This is a genomic window from Crossiella cryophila, from assembly GCF_014204915.1.
Lineage (GTDB): Bacteria > Actinomycetota > Actinomycetes > Mycobacteriales > Pseudonocardiaceae > Crossiella > Crossiella cryophila.
On sequence record NZ_JACHMH010000001.1, the window covers coordinates 159,980 to 178,386 of the forward strand.

Below are 18,407 nucleotides of genomic sequence, written 5' to 3' on the forward strand. Positions count from 1 at the left end.
CCGTCCGGGTCTGGGCTGGGTTCCTAGAGTGCGGGGCCATGTCGCGCAGCTTCCGGGTGGACATTGAGCTGGCTGAGTCGCGTCACGAGGATGTGGCGCTGAGTTGGGGTGGGTGGTCCTCGCAGCGGCGGCGGGATGTGCCGGGGTTCGGCTGGGATGTCGAGCTGCCCGTCGTGGTGCGGTTGCTGGAGGCGATCGAGGGTGGGCGGACCTCGGCGGCTGAGGCGCGGGCGGAGTTGCTCGCGGCGGCGCTGGCCTGTGTGCCCAACAGCGGGTGCTGTCCCCGGTGTGAGGATCGGGCCGAGGGGTACCGGCGGGCGCTGGCCGAGTTCGAGCAGGCGCGGCGGCGATTCGCGGACGCGGGGCGGTATCCGTTCCTGGTCAACAGCGGGACGTTGCACCGCTGGGACTGCCCGACCGTGCCCGGCGCGGGGCCGACGCATCCGGGGCGCAGCCTGCAGCAGTACGTGCACGAGGCGCGCTACTCCTGGCACCCGGGGCAGCGGCGGCTCAGTGACGCCGAGGCGGCCCGGTTGTCGCCGGACCGCCACTGCGTCACCTGCCACCCGCTGGGCTAGCCGGGCTGACCTGCGCCGCGCTCGGCGAAGGTCTTCAGCACACGCAGCGGGTCCTCCTCGACGAAGACCAGGTCGCGGTACTCGGGCGCGACGAACTCCTCCTCGACCGCGTGGTTCACGAACTCGCGCAGCCGCTGGTAGTAGCCGTCCACGTCCAGCAGCGCGATCGGCTTGCGGTGGATGCCGAGCACCGCCCAGGTCCAGACCTCGAACAGTTCCTCGAAGGTGCCGAGGCCGCCGGGCAGGGTGATGAAGGCGTCCGACAGGGCCGCCATCTTGGCCTTGCGCTCGTGCATGTCGGCCACCACGTGCAGTTCGGTGAGCCCGTGGTGGGCCACCTCGCGGTCCCACAGGCCCTGTGGGATCACGCCCTGCACCCGGCCGCCGGCGGCCAGCGCGGCGTCGGCCACCACGCCCATGGTGCCCACGCTGGCGCCACCGTAGATGAGTTCCACGCCCTGTTCGGCCAGGACCGTGCCGAGCCGCGTGGCGGCCTCGACGTACTTCTCGCCCTTACCCGGGGACGACCCGCAGAAGACGCAGACCCTCATGTCAGTGCGCGTCCTCCCAAGCCTTGTACGCCTCCTCGACCACGCGCACCGCGTCGTCGATGTCGTCGGTCAGGTGCAGCAGGGCGAGGTCCTTGTCCCCCACCTTGCCGGACTTGGCCACCGAGTCGCGCAGCCAGTCGTAGAGGCCCTGCCAGTACTCGGTGCCGAAGAGCACCACGGGGAACTTGGTGACCTTCTTGGTCTGCACCAGGGTGAGCGCCTCGAACAGCTCGTCCAGGGTGCCGAAGCCGCCGGGCAGGCAGATGAACGCCTGGGAGTACTTCACGAACATGGTCTTGCGGGTGAAGAAGTAGCGGAAGTTGACGCCGAGGTCGACCCAGGGGTTGAGGCCCTGCTCGAACGGCAGCTCGATGCCGAGGCCCACCGACTTGCCGCCCGCCTCCTGGGCGCCGCGGTTGACCGCCTCCATGGCGCCGGGGCCGCCGCCGGTGATCGAGGCGAACCCGGCCTCGGCCAGCGCCTTGCCCAGCCGGCGGCCGGTCTCGTACTCGGGGTGGTCCCTCGGGGTGCGCGCCGAGCCGAACACGGTGACCGCGCGCGGCAGCTCGGCCAGCGCGCCGAAGCCCTCGACGAACTCGGCCTGGATGCGCATCACCCGCCACGGGTCGGTGTGCACCCAGTCGGACGGGCCGCGCGAGTCGAGCAGGCGCTGGTCGGTGGTGGTGGCCTCCACGCTGCTGGAGCGGCGCAGGGTGACCGGGCCTCGCTGCTTCTCGCGGACATCGGGTTCGGGGCTGGACGCGAGGTCCTTGGGGTCGAGCGTCATAGCACACAGCCTAGTGAGGCCCAACAACTGAGATCGGATTGCGGGCTTCCGGCGGCGGGTGCATTATCTTTCTCGTAAGAGGTTGAAAGTTGGACAACATGCTTCGGAGAGTCCCGTCATGAGCCAGCCCAAGGTCGCCGTCATCTACTACAGCTCCACCGGCAGCGTGTACTCCCTCGCCCAGTCCGTGGCCGAGGGCGCCAAGGCCACCGGCGCGGAGGTCCGGGTGCTGCGGGTGCCCGAACTGGCCCCGGCCGAGGCGATCGCGAGCAACCCGGCCTGGCAGGCGCACGCCGAGGCCACCAAGGACGTGCCGGTGGCCACCGCCGCGGACGTGCAGTGGGCGGACGCGGTCATCTTCGGCACCCCGACCCGCTTCGGCAACGTGGCCAGCCAGCTCAAGCAGTTCCTGGACACCCTTGGCGGCCTGTGGGCACAGGGCCTGCTGGCGGACAAGGTCTACTCGGGCTTCGTCTCCACCGCGACCCTGCACGGCGGCCGCGAGTCCACCCTGCTGGCGCTGTACAACACCGTGCACCACTTCGGCGGCATCCTGGTCACCCCGGGTTACACCGACCCGATCCAGTTCGCCACCGGCACCCCCTACGGCGCCTCGCACGCCGACGCGCAGGGCCAGAACCCGATCAGCGAGGACACGCACGCCTCGGCCCGGTTCCAGGGCAGGCGGGTGGCCGAGCTGACCGGCCGGTTCCTCGCGGGCGCGCAGGCCTGAGCACGCGGACCGGCCCCGGGGTTCGTGTCCCCGGGGCCGGTCTCGATCGGGCTCAGCCGACATCCCGGCGGCGTACCAGCCACACCGTGAGCGCAGCGAAGGCCAGGGTGTATCCGCAGGCCAGGGCGACCGCGGGCCAGGCGGTGAGGGTGTCGACCACACCGGGCGCGCCGCCCTGAGACACCGGGGTGGCGCCGAGCGCGGCCACCAGCGAGCCGGCCACCGAGCCCGGCAGCACGTCGGTGATCGGGGCCAGCCAGTCCAGCGCCCCGGCCACCCCGCGCAGCAGGTTCTCCACCGCGAGCACCCACACCACGCCAAGGCCGACCGCCAGCGCCGGGCTGCGGGACAGCGTGCCCAGCGCGACCCCGGCCGAGGTCCACATACCCAGCACCAGCAACGCGCCCGCCACCGCGCGCAGGACCTGGCCGAGGCCCGGGTAGACCAGCTCCTGCCCCTCGGCCAGCGCGACCGCGGTGGAGATGCCCAGGTCCACGACCAGGGTGGTGAGCACCACGGTCAGCACCACCGCGGCCAGCCCGGCCACCGTGCCCGCCAGCACACTGAGCCGCCCTCGGCCCTGGGTGAACGCGGTTTTCCAGGTGCCCCAACCGAATCCGCTGCCCGCGGCGAGCGCGCCCAGGGTCAGCATGATCGCGCCGCCGAACATCGGCGTGCCCTGGGCCAGCCCGACCGGCACCCCGGCCGGCAGCAGCCGTTCCAGCAGCAGCTCCTTGGGCGTGCCCGCGGCGAAGCCGGAACCGTCCACATAGGACAGGTAGTTGAAGACGTAGACGAAGATGATGTTGAGCACCAGCCAGGCGCCGCCGATCACCCAGACCGCGGGCCATTTGCGCAGCCGGAACAGTTCCGCCCGGCTGGTGGCGACCAGGGTTGTCATCGGGTTCCCTCCTCGGCCGCCGGGGCGGCGGTCATCTCGAAGAAAACCTCTTCGAGCGAGCGTTCGGACGGCCGGATCTCGTGCACGTCCACCCGCGCGGTCACCAGCGCGCGGTTGATCTCGGCCGCGCGCACCGGGTCCACCCGGAGCTGCAGCGCACCGTCCACAATGGACACGTTGTCCTCGCCGGCCACCCGCATGCCGACGGCCAGCGCGACATCCAGCGGGTCGGCCCGCACCAGCAGCCGTCCGGAGCCGCGCAGCTCGCCGACGGTGGACTCGGTGACCAGCCTGCCGCGGGAGATCACTCCGACCCGGTGGCAGATCTCCTGCACCTCGCTGAGCTGGTGGCTGGACAGCAGCACGGTCTGCCCGGCCGCGGACAGCTCGGCGATCAGCGCGCGCATATCGCTGACCCCGGCCGGGTCAAGGCCGTTGGTGGGCTCGTCCAGGATCAGCAGCTCCGGGTCGCCGAGCAGGGCCGCGGCCACGCCGAGCCGCTGCTTCATGCCCAGGGAGTAGGAGGTGAACCGGTCCTTGCCGCGGCCGCGCAGGTCGACCTTGTCCAGGGCCGCCTCGACGTGGCTGTCGGGCAGGCCGCGGTGCCTGGCCAGCGTTCGCAGGTTGTCCCGGCCGTTGAGGTAGGGGAAGAAGCCGGGGCCCTCGATCAGCGCGCCGATCAGGCGGTTGGCCGCCGGGGTGCCCGCGCGTTCGCCGAGCACGGTGGCCGAGCCCGCGGTGGGCCGGACCAGGCCGAGCACCATGCGCAGGGTGGTGGTCTTGCCGGCGCCGTTGGGGCCGAGGAAGCCGTAGACCTCGCCGCGGCGCACGGTCAGCTCGACCCCGTCCACCGCGAGGTGCGCGCCGTAGCGCTTGGTCAGTTTCCGGGTGCGCACCGCCGGTGTCTCCGGTGGCGCCAGGGTTGCCGCACTCAGCTGCGTTGTCATGCCGGGAAGCCTGGGCGGACGGGTGCTGCCGGGTCGTCACCGTGACGGCGGCCGCTCGCCTACGCGGGATCGCGTAGCCCGGGTACGCGCCGACGGGGACGCGGGATCGGCCGTGCGCTCCTATCGTCAGCTGCCATGAGCACTGCTTCCGCCCGGCCGCGGCGGCCGTCCCTCGGCGACGTCTGGCCCGCCCTGCCGTTCCTGGCGGTGGGCCTGATCGGCACCCAGGCCGCCGGCATCTACCAGCCCAGCGCACGGGTGCCGGATGTGCTGGCCTACCTGCTGATCGGGCTGGCGGCCGGCGCACTGGCCGCCCGGCATTGGCCCGCGCACGCACTGGCCGCCAACGGTGCGGCGGTCACCGCGTACCTGGCCATGGGCTATCCGTTCGGGCCGATCCTGCTGACCGTGCCCGCGGTCGTCTGCCTGGTCTCGATCCGCTGGCCGGTCCGGCGCGCGCTGCTCGCGGCGGCCGCCTACTGCGGTGTGCTGATCGTGGCGTTCTTCGTCAAGAACACCAGGGGAGGCTCCATCATCGGTCCGGTCGAGCAGCTGGTCATCACCATGGTCTGGGCGCTGGTGCTGGCCACCGCGCTGGTGCTGGGCGCCGCGATCCGGGTGCGCCGGGCCGCCCGCGCCGACGTGCTGGTCGAGCAGGCCCGGCGGGCGGTCGCGGATGAGCGGCTGCGGATGGCCCAGGACCTGCACGACTCCATCGGGCACGGACTGGCGGTGATCGCCATGCAGGCCGGGGTGGCACTGCATGTGCTGGAACGCAGTCCCGGTGAGGCGCGGGCCCCGATGGAGGCGGTGCGCGCGACCAGCCGGGAGTCGCTGGAGAACCTGCGGTTCGCGCTGGAGGCGCTGCGCAGTCCCGGCACGGCCGAACTGCGCCCGGCGCCCGGTCTGGCCGACCTGCCCCGGCTGATCGACCGGCTGCTGGCCGGCGGGGTGCAGATCACCCTGGCGGGAGCGGCGGGCGAGCTGCGGCAGCCGGTGGACGCGGCCGCCTACCGGATCGTGCAGGAGGCGCTGACCAACGTGCTCCGGCACGCACTGGGCGCGACCGCGCACATCAGCCTGACCCGGACCGCGGACGCGCTGCTGGTCGAGGTGACCGACTCCGGCGGCGCGGGCGGCGGCGTCCCGGCGGGCGCGGGCTCGGGCATCCGCGGCATGCACGCCCAGGCCGAGGCGCTGGGCGGCACACTGTCCGCGGGCCCCCGCGCCGGCGGCGGCTTCGCGGTCGCGGCGCGGCTGCCACTGGACGGGGAGGGCGCGTGAAGGTCATCCGGGTGGTGGTCGTGGACGACCAGGCGCTGGTGCGGGTCGGCGTGCGCACCCTGCTGGGCAGCGAGCCGGACACCGAGCTGGTCGGCGAGGCCGCGGACGGCCGCAGCGGCGTGGCCAGGGTGCGCGAGCTGAAGCCGGACGTGGTGCTGATGGACATCCGGATGCCCGACATGGACGGGCTGGCCGCACTGCGCGAGATCACCGCCGACCCCGCGCTCAACGAGGTCCGGGTGGTCATGCTGACCACCTTCGGGCTGGACGAGTACGTCTTCGCGGCACTGCGCAGCGGGGCCAGCGGGTTCGTGCTCAAGGACGCCGAACCCGAGGAGATGCTGCGCGCGGTCCGGGTGGTGGCCACCGGCGGCTCGCTGCTCTCGCCCTCGGTGACCAGCAGCGTGATCGCCCGCTTCGCCAGCCCCGGCGGCCCGCCGCAGGTGAGCCACCCTGGAGTGGCCCACCTGACCGAACGGGAGCGCGAGGTCCTCGGCTGGGTGGCCACCGGCCGGTCCAACGACGAGATCGCCGCCCAGCTGGTGGTGAGCAGCGAGACCGTCCGCACGCACGTCAGCAGGGCGATGCTGAAAATGCAAGCCCGCGACCGCGCCCAGCTGGTCGTCTTCGCCCTCCAGTCCGGCCTCGCCCCGACCTAACCCATCCCCGCACCGTGCGATAGCGGGTCAGCCGGTGACGAAGCGGCGGAGGACGTCGGCGCAGTGGGTGATCTTGACCGCGGGCACGTGCTCCTCGGGGGTGTGCGACAGCGAGGGGTCGCCGGGGCCGAAGTTGACCGCGGGCATGCCCAGCGCGGCGAAGCGGGCCACGTCGGTCCAGCCGAGCTTGCCGACCGGGTCGGCGCCGGAGGCGGCCAGCAGCTGCTTGGCCTCTGGCGCGTGCAGGCCGGGCAGCGCGCCGGGGGACACGTCCACCACCACGACCTCGAAGCCGGCGAACAGCTCGCGCAGGTGCGCCTCGGCCTGCTCAGGGGTGCGGTCCGGGGCGAAGCGGTGGTTGATGGTGACCACGCACTCGTCCGGCACCACGTTGCCCGCGACGCCGCCGCCGACCTTCACCGCCTGCAGGCCCTCGCGGTAGGTGCAGCCGTCGATCTCCAGCACCCGCGGTTCGTACCCGGTGAGCCGGTTGAGCACCTCGCTGGCGGCGTGGATGGCGTTGCTGCCCATCCAGGCCCGCGCGGTGTGCGCGCGCTTGCCTCGGGTGCGCACCTCGATCCGGATGGTGCCCTGGCAACCGGCCTCGATCACCGCGCCGCTGGGCTCGCACACGATGGCCAGGTCCGCGGCCAGCCACTCGGGCAGCTCGCGCTCGATCCGGCCGAGGCCGTTGCGGACCGCCTCGATCTCCTCGCAGTCGTAGAAGACGAAGGTCAGGTCGTAGGCGGGCTCGGTCACGGTGGCGGCCAGGTGCAGCATCACCGCGTCGCCGCTCTTCATGTCCACCGTGCCGCAGCCGTGCAGCACCAGGTCGTCGCCGGAACCGGTGCGGCGGTGCGGCACGTTGTCCACGATCGGCACCGTGTCCAGGTGCCCGGCGAAGATGATCCGGGAGGCCCGGCCGAGGTTGGTGCGGGCCAGCACGGTGTCGCCGTTGCGCAGCACCTCCAGATGCGGGGCCTGTTCGCGCAGCGCGGCCTCCACGGCATCGGCCAGGGCGGCCTCGTTGCCGGAGACGCTGGGCACGTCCACCAGCGCGGCGGTCAGCTCGATCGGGTCAGCGGCGAGGTCAAGGCGCGTGGTCACGCCCGGCAGGCTACCCAGGGGGAGCACCGGGACGCGCGGGCAACCGACCCGGTAAGGACCGCTACCCGGGTGCACCGGTTACCATGACCCGGTGAGCACCGAGCAGACCACTGATTCGCAGGTCACCGGCGCGTACGGCGTCGGCCTGGCCACCATCGCCGCCGACGGCACCGTGCTGGACACCTGGTTCCCCGAGCCCAGGCTCGGCGAAGCGGGCGAGGGCGGCACCCAACGGCTCTCCGCCGCGGACGCCGCGACCGCGCTCGGGCCGGACGTGGCCGCGCTGCTCGGCCCGGACGCCGCCCGTGGCGTCGAGGTGGTCGCGGTGCGCACCGCGATCGCCGCGCTGACCGACAAGCCGGTGGACGCGCACGACGTCTACCTGCGCCTGCACCTGCTCTCCGGCCGGCTGGTCCAGCCGCACGGGCAGAACCTGGACGGCATGTTCGGGCTGCTGGCCAACGTGGTGTGGACCAACCACGGCCCCTGCCCCGTCCCCGGCTTCGAGGCGACCCGGCTGCGGCTGCGGGCCCGTGGCCCGGTGACCGTGTACAGCGTGGACAAGTTCCCGCGGATGGTCGACTACGTGCTGCCCTCCGGCGTCCGGGTCGGCGACGCGGACCGGGTCCGGCTGGGCGCGCACCTGGCCAGCGGCACCACCGTGATGCACGAGGGCTTCGTCAACTTCAACGCCGGCACCCTTGGCGCCTCCATGGTCGAGGGCCGGATCTCCGCCGGGGTCGTGGTGGACGACGGCTCCGACGTCGGCGGCGGCGCCTCGATCATGGGCACCCTCTCCGGCGGCGGCAAGCAGACCATCAGCATCGGCAAGCGCTGCCTGCTCGGGGCCAACGCGGGCATCGGCATCTCCCTCGGCGACGACTGCGTGGTGGAGGCCGGGCTCTACGTCACCGCGGGCACCAAGGTCGCGCTGCCGGACGGCAGCACGGTCAAGGCGGGCGAGCTGTCCGGGTCGAACGGGCTGCTGTTCCTCCGCGACTCGGTGACCGGCGCGGTGATCGTGAAGGCACGCAAGGGCACCGGGGTGGAACTCAACTCGGCCTTGCATGCGAACGACTGACGGCCACTAGCATCGGCTGGGTGCCGAAGATCACACGGAAACCCAAGCTCGGGCCGGGCGATCCGGTGCACCTGCATGTGCGGGCGGCACTGGAGGCCCGGCTCGCCGCGTTGAAGCAGCACGAGCCGGGCACCCGCTCCGGGGCCGATGCCGAGGACCTGCACCAGATGCGGGTCGCGGTGCGGCGGCTGCGGGCCATGCTCAAGGCGGCCCGGCCGTTCCTGGACCGCAGGATCGCCGACCGGCTGCGGGCCGAACTGGGCTGGCTGGGCCGGGCACTCGGCCCGGTGCGCGACCTGGACGTGCTCCTCGAACGGCTCACCGCCGAGGCCGAGAACTTCCCCGAGGACGAACGCGCCGCGGTGCGGGCCCTGGTCGCCGGGCTGCACACCGAACGCGAGGACGCCCGCGCCGCCCTGCACCAGGCCCTGGACGCCAAGCGCTACCAGCGGCTGCTGAGCGCCCTGGCGGCCGAGGCGGCCAGCACCGAGCCCGGACCGTCCGTGGACACGCTGACCGCGCTCTCCGGGCTGGTACGGGGCGAATTCGACCGGCTGGCCCGCGCGGTGGCCAAGGCAGGGCCGGAACCGGTGGACGAGGTGCTGCACGCGCTGCGCATCGACGGCAAACGCCTGCGCTACACCGCCGAACTCGCACTGCCCCTGCTGGGCAAGAAGATCCGGCCGCTGCTCAAGGCCACCACCGACTTCCAGGACGTGCTCGGCGAGCACCAGGACGCCTGCGTGGCCCAGGACCGGGTGCGGGCGCTGCTGGCCGCGCACGGCGAGGTGATCGACTTCGACCTGGCCTTCGTCGGCGGCAGGCTGGTCGAGCGGGAAGAGGCCCGCCGGGTCAGCCGCCGGGCCGCCTGGTGGACGGTCTGGCTCGCGCTGGAGCAGACCGGCCGCTCAGCCCTGTAGCCGCTCCGCCGCGGCCGCCACCCGCTCGTCCGATGCGGTCAGCGCCACCCGCACGTGCTTGCCGCCACCGGGCCCGTAGAAGGTGCCGGGGGCGACCAGGATGCCGCGCCCGGCCAGCCAGGACACCGTGTCCCAGGCGTCCTCGCCACGGGTGGACCACAGGTACAGGCCGGCGGTGGAGTGCTCCACGGTGAACCCGGCCGCCTTCAGCGCGGGCAGCAGCACCTCGCGCCGGGCCCGGTACCGCTCCCGCTGGACGGCCACGTGCTCGTCGTCGGCCAGCGCCGCGGTGACCGCGGCCTGCACCGGCCGGGGCACCATCATCCCGGCGTGCTTGCGGATCTCCAGCAGCCGCGCCACCAGTACCGGGTCCCCGGTGAGGAACCCGGCGCGGTAGCCGGCCAGGCTGGAGGACTTGGACAGCGAGTGCACCGCGAGCAGCCCGTCCAGGCTGCCGTCGCGGACCCGCGGGTGCAGTGCGGAGACCGGTTGCGCGTCCCAGCCCAGCGACAGGTAGCACTCGTCGGAGGCGACGACCGCGCCGACGGCTCTGGCGGCGCGCACCGCCTCGGCCAGCCCCTCGGCGGGCAGCACCCGGCCGGTGGGGTTGGACGGGGAGTTCAGCCACACCAGCTTCGTGCCAGGCGGCGGGGCCTGGCCATCGGCCAGCCGGACCACCTCGGCCCCGGCCAGCCGCGCGCCGACCTCGTAGGTCGGGTAGGCCAGCTCGGGCAGGGCCACCACATCGCCGGGCCGCAGCCCGAGCAGGGTGGGCAGCCAGGCCACCAGTTCCTTGGACCCGATGGTCGGCAGCACCGCCGCCGGGTCAAGGCCGGTCACGCCGAAGCGCCGGGCCATCGCGGCGACGGCGGCCTCGCGCAGTTCCGCGGTGCCGTGCGTGGTCGGATAGCCCGGGATCCCGGCGACCGAGTTCAGCGCGGCCTGGAGCTTCCCGTCGACCTCGTCCACGGGGGTGCCGACGGACAGGTCGACCACCCCGCCCTGGTGCTTACGCGCCTGGGCGGCGTGGCCGGAGAGCGAGTCCCACGGGAAGTCGGGCAGCGTGAAGCGGTCCGGTGTGGCTGAGGTGCTCACTCGCCCCTGGGCTCCAGCGCCTTGATGAAGTCAGGGTCAGCGGCAACCTTGCCGACCTTCGAGGCGCCACCCGGCGAGCCCAGCTCGCTGAAGAAGTCCACGTTGGCCTTGATGTACTGGTTCCACTGATCCGGGGTGTCGTCTTCGTAGTAGATGGCCTCCACCGGGCACACCGGCTCGCAGGCGCCGCAGTCGACGCACTCGTCCGGGTGGATGTAGAGCATCCGGTCGCCCTCGTAGATGCAGTCGACCGGGCATTCCTCGATGCAGGCCTTGTCCAGCACGTCGACGCAGGGCTCGGCGATCACGTAGGTCACAGCAGGTCTCCTGCTCCTTGGTCCGTTCCAGCCGCGCTGTCGGGCTCAGCGCGACACCAGGCAAGTATTCCTTGCCCGCCGGTGACAATCACACCTGGTGGGCTCGCTCACAGCGAAATTAGGTGCGCCTATCTTCTGCCGCCAGAAGAACAAAGAGGTGATAGTGCCCAGGTCAGCGGGGCTGCGGCAGGGTCAATCGGGTGCCAAGCGCGGCCGCTCCGGCCAGCGAACCCACTGACAGAAGAACGAGCGAGCGCCAGTCGTCGGTCAGCAGCACGTCCCCGCCGGGCCCCGCCACGCCGAAGACGATCACCGCGCCGAGCCAGGCCAGGAAGGGCAGCGCGACCAGGATCATCCGGCTGGTGCACCGGGCGGCGGCCAGCACCAGCCAGGGCGTGGTGACCGCCGCGACCAGGATGGTCACCGGCAGCGGCCAGTTGTAGACCGGTGGCACCTCCGGCCAGAAGTCCCACACCCGCAGCGGCAGGAACATCAGCTCGACCCAGGCCAGCAGCACCGCGTCCAGCACCAGCACCGCCAGCACGACCGGGTTGGCCAGCACGGCGACGCGTTCGAGGAGCGGCCGTCGCGCTCGCTGCTCGACCGGTAGCTCCTCGACCTCGGTCACCGTGTCCCGCCTCCGTCCGTACCGGGTGCACCTCCCCCGCCGAAGAGGTCGGTGGCGATCCCCTCGGCGCTGCCGCGGGCCAGCACGAAGTGCTCGGTGGCCAGCACCGGCTGGGCGATGCCGTTGGACAGGGCGTACGCGGCCGCGCCGTCGTTGCCCTGCCACACCTGCACCTGGGTCGCGTGCGCGCGCAGCGCACTGAGCTTGGCAGGTACGTGATCGGTGATGTCCACCGAGGTGGTGATCAGCGCGTCGTCCACCGCGGGCAGCTCGCCGTCGGCGGGCAGCCGGAAGGGCAGGCTTTCCAGCTCCTTCAGCCCGGCCACGCCGAGGTCGAGGTGCGCCCGCGCGGTCACCGTGTGGAAGACCCGGTCGATGCCGGGCACCTCGGCGGTGGCCGCCATGGTGACCTCGTGCGCGCGGATGTGGTCCGGGTGGCCGTAGCCGCCGAAGCTGTCGTAGGTCACCACGACCTGCGGCTTCACCTCGCGCAGGATCGCGGCCAGGGCCGCGGTCTGCTCCTGCAGGTCACCGGCGACGAAGCAGCGCTGGTGCTTGTTGGCCGCGGTCCCGGCCATGCCGGAGTCCCGCCAGCGGCCCATGCCGCCGAGGAAGCGGTGGTCGATCACGCCGAGGGCGGCGCAGGCCCCGCGCAGTTCACCGACCCGGTACCCGCCGAGCTGGTCGGCGGCCTCCGGACCGAGGCCGCGCAGGCCTTCGGGGATGACCTCGCCCTCTTCGCCCAGGGTGCAGGTGACAACGGTCACATGCGCGCCGTAGGCGGCATAACGGGCGATGGTGCCACCGGTCCACAGGCTCTCGTCGTCCGGATGAGCGTGTACCAGCAGCAACCGTGGTGGGGCGGTCAGTGTCACCGGAATAGCCTAGTGGCTCAGAGTTGAACCGTTTTGCCAGATGTCACCACAGCGCGGTAACTCTTCAGTGTGACGCTGCGCGACATTCAGCCATCAGGGGTTGTGGAGTGGACTAGTCGCTGACTTCCCACTCGGCCACGTTCCAGGTGACGCCCAGCCGCGGGTGGTAGGTGACCTTGTCGATGGTGTCCCGGTAGCCGACCATCGTCGGCACCTGGAACAGCGGCAACGAGGTGATCTCCTCGGCCAGCGTGCGGTCCACGTGCTGGAGCAGCTCGGTGCGCTTGGCCGCGTCCAGCTCGAAGCCGACCTGGTTCAGCTCGGCGTCCACGGTCTGGTTCGACCAGCCGCTCCAGTTCTGCCCGCCGGTGCTGGCGTACATGCCCTTCTTGTCCGACTTCCACTGGGTGCCCACCCAGCCGAAGAGCGCCACGTCGTAGTCGCCCCGGCTGTTGCGCCCGTCCAGGAAGGCCGGATCGGTGTCATCAACGATCTTGATACCGGCCTGTTCGCAGGAGGCCTGGATCAGCTCGACGGTCTGCTTGCGCCGGGGCAGCCCGTTGTGGCTGATCCGGATCTCCAGCGTCTTGCCGCCCTTGTCGAAGTAGCGGCCGTCCCGCCGCCAGCCCGCGGCCAGCAGCGTCTTCACCGACTCCTCCGGGCTGTCCAGCATGAAGTTGCCGTAGTTGTCCCGGTAGCCGTCCTCGCTGGGCAGGAACAGCAGGCTGTTCAGCGGCTTGGCCGAGGGGTCGACGCCGCGCACCACCTTCTGCACGATCTCCCCGCGCCGCACGCACTGGGCGAAGGCGTGCCGGACCGCCTTGTCCTGGAACAGCGCCCGCCGCCAGTTCAGGTCCAGGTGCTCGAAGGTGAGCCCACCGCCCGCGGAGTACTTCACGCCCTGGGCGCCCAGCCCGCGCAGCGTGGCCGCGGTGTTCGGATCCGGCTGCGGCGCGATCACCTGCATCTTGTTCTCCTGCAGGGCGCGCACCTGGTTGGCCGGATCGGCCTCGCTGCGCAGCACCACCGAGGCCGGACCGCCCCGGTTGCCGATCCACTTCTCGTTGCGCACCAGCCGGACCTGCGAACCGGGCTGCCAGCTCTCGATCCGGTACGGGCCCGAGCCGGGCATCAGCCGAGGGCTGAACCCGGTCCAGCCGGTGTTCCAGAACTTGGAGACCTTCTCCAGCTCGGCGTCCGGGGAGTTCGGGCCGACCTTGGTGATGTCGGCGATGCCGGTCTCCCGCTCCAGCACGTGCGCCGGCATCAGGTGGGTGGCGTCGAAGCGGCTCTTGTAGTCGGGGAAGGGCTTGTCGTAGGTGGTGACGAAGGTCAGGTCGTCCTTGCACTGCGGGGTCATCAGCTCGTAGCCGGTGGTGGCCGCGGGCCGGAAGTACTTGGCTGGCTTGCCGTCCGGGCCGGAGACCGGGGCGCCGGTGGCGTCGCTGCGCACCGCCTTGCCGCTCTGGGCCAGCCAGGCCAGGTAGAAGTCGTCGCAGTCCCAGGCCGAGCCGTCGGACCACTGCACGCCGGGCCGGATCCGGTAGGTGACCACCTGCGGGGCGGTGGAGGTCAGCTCCACACCGAGCATCACGTCGGTGTTGAGCAGCGGCAGCAGCGTGTCGTCGTGCACGAACGGACCGGCCAGCACCGGGGTCAGCACCAGGGTGTTGTTGAAGTTGCCCGCGTCGGCGACCTGGTTGTTGAACACGGTGTAGGGCAGGTCGTGGCCGATGACCACCTCGCCGCCGGAGCGCACCGCGGGCAGCTTGTAGCGGTCGGCGCCTGCCTCGCGGCCCTTGGCGCCGGTGCGCTGGCTGTCGCCGTTGAGACCGGCGTCGTCTGTCGCGGAGGAACAGGCGCCCGCGACCAGCGCGAGGCCGGCCAGGACCGCCACGAACGCGCGCACGGGTACTCCTACCGTTGACAGGGACACGTGCGGAGGTTATGGAGACCCGCAGCGGCGGTCACCATCAGGCCACGGATCGTGACCAAAGGGTGATGCCGTTATGCGGAGCGTTACTTGGGCGGGTTGCGCTTCCAGGTGTTGGCCGTGGTGAACGGACCCGCGAACGGCGGGCCGGGGTCCACCCCGGTGACCTCGGTCCCGGTGGCCAGCACGTCGGCGAGCTGGAACAGCGGCACCGCGACCACCTGCTGCCAGAGCGTGGTCTCGATCCCGGGCAGCACCTGGGCCAGCGGCGCGGCCCCGGTCAGCGCGGAGTCGATCACCGGCTGCAGGGTGCGGTCGCAGAACCCGGCCGGGTTGGCGGGCGGGTCGGTCGGCACGGCCGGGCAGCCGAAGCCGGAGGCCAGCACGGTGGCCGGATCGCTGTCCACCACCTGCGGCACCACCGCCAGGTCGACCACGCCCGCGTCCACGCTGGGCGTGCCGGTGACCGAGGTCGGCGGGGTGCTGGCGGAGCTGGTCGGGGCGGTGCTGGTGGCCGTGGGCGGGGTGCTGGGCAGCATCTCGCCGAAGAGCTGGTCGCCGCCGGAGTTGGTGATCTTGGCGTCGATGCCGAAATCGGCCAGCTGCCGCCGGATCAGACTGGCCAGCGAGGCGTAGGGCTCGCGGTCGGTCGGCGCGCCGATGGTGATGCCCAGCGGCCTGCCCTCCCTGGCCCACTTGCCTGCCGCGTCCCTGCGGTAGCCGAGTTCGGTGAGCAGCGCGTCCGCCCGGCCGTGGTCCGGCCGCGCCGCGGGGCTGTCCGCGGGCATGGTGGGCGCGTATCCGGCCTGCACCGGCCCGTAGACCTGGGCGTCGGCCCGCTGGTTGGCCGCGGGACCGTTGCCGGTGCCCGCGGCGATCAGCGCGTTGCGGTCGATCACGCTGACCAGCGCGGTGCGCATGCGGACATCGGCCAGCACCGGGCTGACCGGGCGCAGCAGCAGCTGCACGGTGCTGCCGCGCGGGACGGTGGTCAGCTTGGCCACCGGTCCGAGCGCGTTGAGCTGCTCCATCGCCGCCTGGTCGGGGGTGAGCACCACGAGCTGGTCGTTGCCGCTGCGCAGCGCCCCGGTCAGGCCGGGCACATCGGTGCGGCGCAACACGATCCGGCCCAGCGTGGCGGGCGTGCCCCAGTAGCGGTCGTTGCGCTCCAGCGCCACCTCACCGCGGACCAGGTCGAGCTGCCGGATGGAGAACCGGCCGCCGGAGGCCGGGAAACTGGTGTCCAGCACCGCGTTCCAGCCACCGAAGGCGTCCTTGAGCAGGTGCGCGGGCAGCAGGTTGCGGAACAGCGAGCGCCAGCCCGGGTAGGGCTTGCTGAAGACCACCTCGACCGTCTTGCCGCTGTCCCGGGAGATCACGTTGCTGATCAGCCGGTAACCGGCCGGGTTGACCGTGCCCGGCTGGGTGGTCATCTGCCGCCACAGGTAGTCGAAGTCCTCGGCCGCGATCGGCCCGCCGTCGGACCAGGAGGCGTCCTTGCGCAGCGAGTAGGTGACGGTGAACGGCTCGCTCTTGGTGACCTGGGCGCTGTTGAGCACCGCCGGATCGGGCCTGGGCACGCCGTCAGGACCGGGCCGGAAGGCCGAGGGCAGGATCAGCGTGGCCAGCGCGGTGGTGGCCACCGACTGGTCGGCCAGCGCGTGCGGGTTGAACCCCCGGGCCAGCCGGTCCACCCCGACCAGCACCTCGTTGACGTCGATCACCTTGGTCGGCCCGCCCTGCGCGCCGGTGGTCACCAACGGCGGCGGCGGGGTGCTCGTGCAGGCGGCCAGCACGCTGACGCCCAGCAGGACGGAGGCGAAACGCCGTGCCCTGGATGCGGCCGAGCCCACTCGGCACTCCTCCCTGGATGATCACCCCAGCCAACGCCAGGCTGGTGGTGCAGAGGCTCCCAGACCGTAGTCGAAGCCCTGTGAACGGGACGTCTGAACCCCGCTTCAGGTTGTGCGGGGAGTGGTTCGAAAAGCGAACGCCCCCGCGAACAGCGGCCCGCGGGGGCGTTCGATCAGGCTGGGATATCAGGCCTTGTCGCGAGTCTTGGCGCGGGAGCGCTCGCGGCCACGCAGGGTCGAGTCCAGGATGAGCTTGCGGACGCGGATGGTCGAGGGGGTCACCTCGACGCACTCGTCGCTGGAGCAGAACTCCAGGGCCTCTTCCAGGCTCAGCTTGCGCGGGCGGGCCAGGCGCTCCAGCTCGTCACCGGTGGAGGAGCGCATGTTGGTGAGCTTCTTCTCCCGGCAGACGTTGACGTCGAGGTCCTCCGAGCGCGGGTTCTCACCGACGACCATGCCCTCGTACGCCTCGGCGCCCGGCTCCACGAAGAAGGTGCCGCGGTCGGCCAGCTGGATCATGGCGTAGCTGGTGACCGCGCCGGTGCGGTCGCACACCAGCGAGCCGGTGTGCCGGGTGCGCAGTTCGCCCACCCAGGGGAAGTAGCCCTCGAAGACGTGGTTGGCGATGCCTGCGCCACGGGTCTCGGTGAGGAACTCGGTGCGGAAGCCGATCAGGCCGCGCGCCGGGACCACGTAGTCCAGCTTGATCCGGCCGGAGCCGTGGCCGGACATGTTCTCCATCCGGCCCTTGCGGTTGGCCAGCAGCTGGGTGACCGAGCCGAGGTGCTCCTCGGGGGTGTCCACGGTCAGGCGCTCGAACGGCTCGCACAGCTTGCCGTCGATGGTCCTGGTGACCACCTGCGGCTTGCCGACGGTCAGCTCGTAGCCCTCGCGGCGCATCTGCTCGACCAGGATGGCCAGCGCCAGCTCGCCACGGCCCTGCACCTCCCAGGTGTCGGGACGCTCGGTGGGCAGCACCTTGATCGAGACGTTGCCGACCAGTTCGGTGTCCAGCCGGGCCTTGACCAGGCGGGCGGTCAGCTTGTCGCCGCCGTTGCGACCGGCCATCGGGGAGGTGTTCACACCGATGGTCATGGAGATCGCGGGCTGGTCGACGGTGATCCGCGGCAGCGGGTCCGGGTTGTCCAGGTCGGCGAGGGTGTCGCCGATGGTGATCTCCGGGATGCCCGCGATGGCCACCAGCTCGCCCGCGGAGGCGACCTCGGCAGGCACCCGCTCCAGCGCCTCGGTGATCAGCAGTTCGGTGATCTTGACTCGCTGCGTGCTGCCGTCCTCACGACACCAGGCCACCCACTCGCCCTTGCGGATCTGGCCCGCGTGGATGCGGCAGAGCGCGATCCGGCCGAGGAAGGCGGAGGCGTCCAGGTTGGTGACCAGGGCGCGCAGCGGGGCCTCGGCGTCGCCGGTGGGCGGCGGCACGTGCTTGAGCAGCACGTCGAAGAGGACGTCCAGGTTCTCGGTGTCCGGCAGGCCGCCGTCGGCGGGCTGCTCCAGGCTGGCCCTGCCGGCGCGGGCGGAGGCGTAGACGACCGGCAGGTCGAGCACGGCCGACATGTCCAGGTGCTCGACACCCTCGGCGTCCAGGTCGGAGGCCAGCTCCAGCAGCAGGTCGTGGGTTTCCTCCACGACCTCGGAGATGCGCGCGTCCGGCCGGTCCACCTTGTTGACCACGAGGATCACCGGGAGACCGGCGGCCAGGGTCTTGCGGAGCACGAACCGGGTCTGCGGCAGCGGGCCCTCGCTGGCGTCCACCAGCAGCACCACGCCGTCGACCATGGCCAGGCCGCGTTCGACCTCACCACCGAAGTCGGCGTGGCCGGGGGTGTCGACCACGTTGATGGTCATCACACCCTCGGGGGTGAGGCGCTTCACGGCGGTGTTCTTGGCGAGAATGGTGATGCCCTTCTCGCGCTCCAGTTCACCGGAGTCCATGACGCGGTCGACCAGCTCGGCACGGGCCGCGAAGGCTCCCGACTGCCGGAGCATCGCGTCGACGAGAGTGGTCTTGCCATGGTCGACGTGAGCGACGATGGCGATGTTGCGAAGATCGGTCCTGACGGTGGCCGGCGCGGCGGTGGGCACGCGAAACTCCTCGGAATCTGCCTGTTGGGAGATGGCCACCGGCTTCTGCGCCGCT

18 protein-coding genes are annotated in these 18,407 nt (G+C 71.9%); 6 read left to right on the top strand and 12 right to left on the bottom strand.

What is annotated here, in order from left to right; translation table 11 throughout:
* Positions 1–38: 38 nt before the first annotated feature.
* Positions 39–578 (top strand): hypothetical protein, encoded by a 540-nt coding sequence (locus tag HNR67_RS00695; protein ID WP_185000067.1) that lies wholly within the window; start codon positions 39–41, stop codon positions 576–578.
* Here HNR67_RS00695 and HNR67_RS00700 read toward each other — a convergent pair.
* Both HNR67_RS00700 and HNR67_RS00705 read right to left on the bottom strand, forming a co-directional pair.
* Positions 575–1,129: an LOG family protein gene (locus HNR67_RS00700; protein ID WP_185000068.1), complete on the bottom strand. Its 555-nt coding sequence runs from the start codon at positions 1,127–1,129 to the stop codon at positions 575–577. The genes HNR67_RS00695 and HNR67_RS00700 overlap by 4 nt on opposite strands.
* Position 1,130: 1 nt before the next feature.
* Positions 1,131–1,916: an LOG family protein gene (locus HNR67_RS00705; RefSeq protein ID WP_185000069.1), complete on the bottom strand. Its 786-nt coding sequence runs from the start codon at positions 1,914–1,916 to the stop codon at positions 1,131–1,133.
* 118 nt (positions 1,917–2,034) lie between these two features.
* Between HNR67_RS00705 and wrbA the strand changes: the two genes are divergently transcribed.
* Positions 2,035–2,649 (top strand): NAD(P)H:quinone oxidoreductase, encoded by a 615-nt coding sequence (gene wrbA / locus HNR67_RS00710; protein ID WP_185000070.1) that lies wholly within the window; start codon positions 2,035–2,037, stop codon positions 2,647–2,649.
* Between the two features lie 52 nt (positions 2,650–2,701).
* Here wrbA and HNR67_RS00715 read toward each other — a convergent pair whose 3' ends face one another.
* On the bottom strand, positions 2,702–3,550 hold the full coding sequence (locus HNR67_RS00715) for an ABC transporter permease (RefSeq protein WP_185000071.1): 849 nt from the start codon (positions 3,548–3,550) through the stop codon (positions 2,702–2,704).
* Complete coding sequence (locus HNR67_RS00720) at positions 3,547–4,497, bottom strand: ABC transporter ATP-binding protein (protein ID WP_185000072.1); 951 nt, start codon at positions 4,495–4,497, stop codon at positions 3,547–3,549. Before HNR67_RS00720 ends, HNR67_RS00715 begins: the two co-directional genes overlap by 4 nt.
* 135 nt (positions 4,498–4,632) lie before the next feature.
* On the opposite strand from HNR67_RS00720, the gene HNR67_RS00725 reads away from it, so the two are divergent.
* Positions 4,633–5,781, top strand: coding sequence for a sensor histidine kinase (locus HNR67_RS00725; protein ID WP_185000073.1), 1,149 nt, complete (start codon positions 4,633–4,635; stop codon positions 5,779–5,781).
* Complete coding sequence (locus HNR67_RS00730; protein ID WP_185000075.1) at positions 5,778–6,440, top strand: response regulator; 663 nt, start codon at positions 5,778–5,780, stop codon at positions 6,438–6,440. Before HNR67_RS00725 ends, HNR67_RS00730 begins: the two co-directional genes overlap by 4 nt.
* 27 nt (positions 6,441–6,467) lie before the next feature.
* Here the strand turns inward: HNR67_RS00730 and dapE are convergent, their stop codons facing one another.
* A complete protein-coding gene (gene dapE / locus HNR67_RS00735) occupies positions 6,468–7,547 on the bottom strand; it encodes a succinyl-diaminopimelate desuccinylase (protein ID WP_185000076.1) in 1,080 nt (359 codons plus the stop codon).
* A 91-nt stretch (positions 7,548–7,638) separates the two neighbouring features.
* Here dapE and dapD point away from each other — a divergent pair, with 91 nt between their 5' ends.
* Both dapD and HNR67_RS00745 read left to right on the top strand, forming a co-directional pair.
* Positions 7,639–8,628, top strand: a complete 990-nt coding sequence (dapD, locus tag HNR67_RS00740) for a 2,3,4,5-tetrahydropyridine-2,6-dicarboxylate N-succinyltransferase (protein ID WP_185000077.1) — start codon at positions 7,639–7,641, stop codon at positions 8,626–8,628.
* A gap of 20 nt (positions 8,629–8,648) precedes the next feature.
* A complete protein-coding gene (locus HNR67_RS00745; protein ID WP_185000078.1) occupies positions 8,649–9,548 on the top strand; it encodes a CHAD domain-containing protein in 900 nt (299 codons plus the stop codon).
* Here HNR67_RS00745 and dapC read toward each other — a convergent pair.
* From dapC to typA, 7 genes are all read right to left on the bottom strand, one after another.
* The gene (gene dapC, locus HNR67_RS00750) at positions 9,537–10,643 is read right to left on the bottom strand and encodes a succinyldiaminopimelate transaminase (RefSeq protein ID WP_312986176.1); all 1,107 of its coding nucleotides are present in this window, start codon (positions 10,641–10,643) and stop codon (positions 9,537–9,539) included. The two genes, HNR67_RS00745 and dapC, sit on opposite strands and share 12 nt — an antisense overlap.
* Positions 10,640–10,960: a ferredoxin gene (gene fdxA / locus HNR67_RS00755; RefSeq protein WP_185000079.1), complete on the bottom strand. Its 321-nt coding sequence runs from the start codon at positions 10,958–10,960 to the stop codon at positions 10,640–10,642. The genes dapC and fdxA overlap by 4 nt, the downstream gene beginning before the upstream one ends.
* Before the next feature lie 172 nt (positions 10,961–11,132).
* Complete coding sequence (locus HNR67_RS00760; RefSeq protein WP_312986177.1) at positions 11,133–11,588, bottom strand: hypothetical protein; 456 nt, start codon at positions 11,586–11,588, stop codon at positions 11,133–11,135.
* Complete coding sequence (gene mshB / locus HNR67_RS00765) at positions 11,585–12,463, bottom strand: N-acetyl-1-D-myo-inositol-2-amino-2-deoxy-alpha-D-glucopyranoside deacetylase (RefSeq protein WP_185000080.1); 879 nt, start codon at positions 12,461–12,463, stop codon at positions 11,585–11,587. The genes HNR67_RS00760 and mshB overlap by 4 nt, the downstream gene beginning before the upstream one ends.
* A gap of 112 nt (positions 12,464–12,575) precedes the next feature.
* The gene (locus HNR67_RS00770) at positions 12,576–14,372 is read right to left on the bottom strand and encodes an ABC transporter family substrate-binding protein (protein ID WP_185000081.1); all 1,797 of its coding nucleotides are present in this window, start codon (positions 14,370–14,372) and stop codon (positions 12,576–12,578) included.
* 110 nt (positions 14,373–14,482) lie between these two features.
* On the bottom strand, positions 14,483–16,249 hold the full coding sequence (locus tag HNR67_RS00775; RefSeq protein ID WP_312986178.1) for an ABC transporter family substrate-binding protein: 1,767 nt from the start codon (positions 16,247–16,249) through the stop codon (positions 14,483–14,485).
* Positions 16,250–16,435: 186 nt separating this feature from the next.
* Complete coding sequence (gene typA / locus HNR67_RS00780; RefSeq protein WP_185000082.1) at positions 16,436–18,352, bottom strand: translational GTPase TypA; 1,917 nt, start codon at positions 18,350–18,352, stop codon at positions 16,436–16,438.
* Positions 18,353–18,407: the final 55 nt, after the last annotated feature.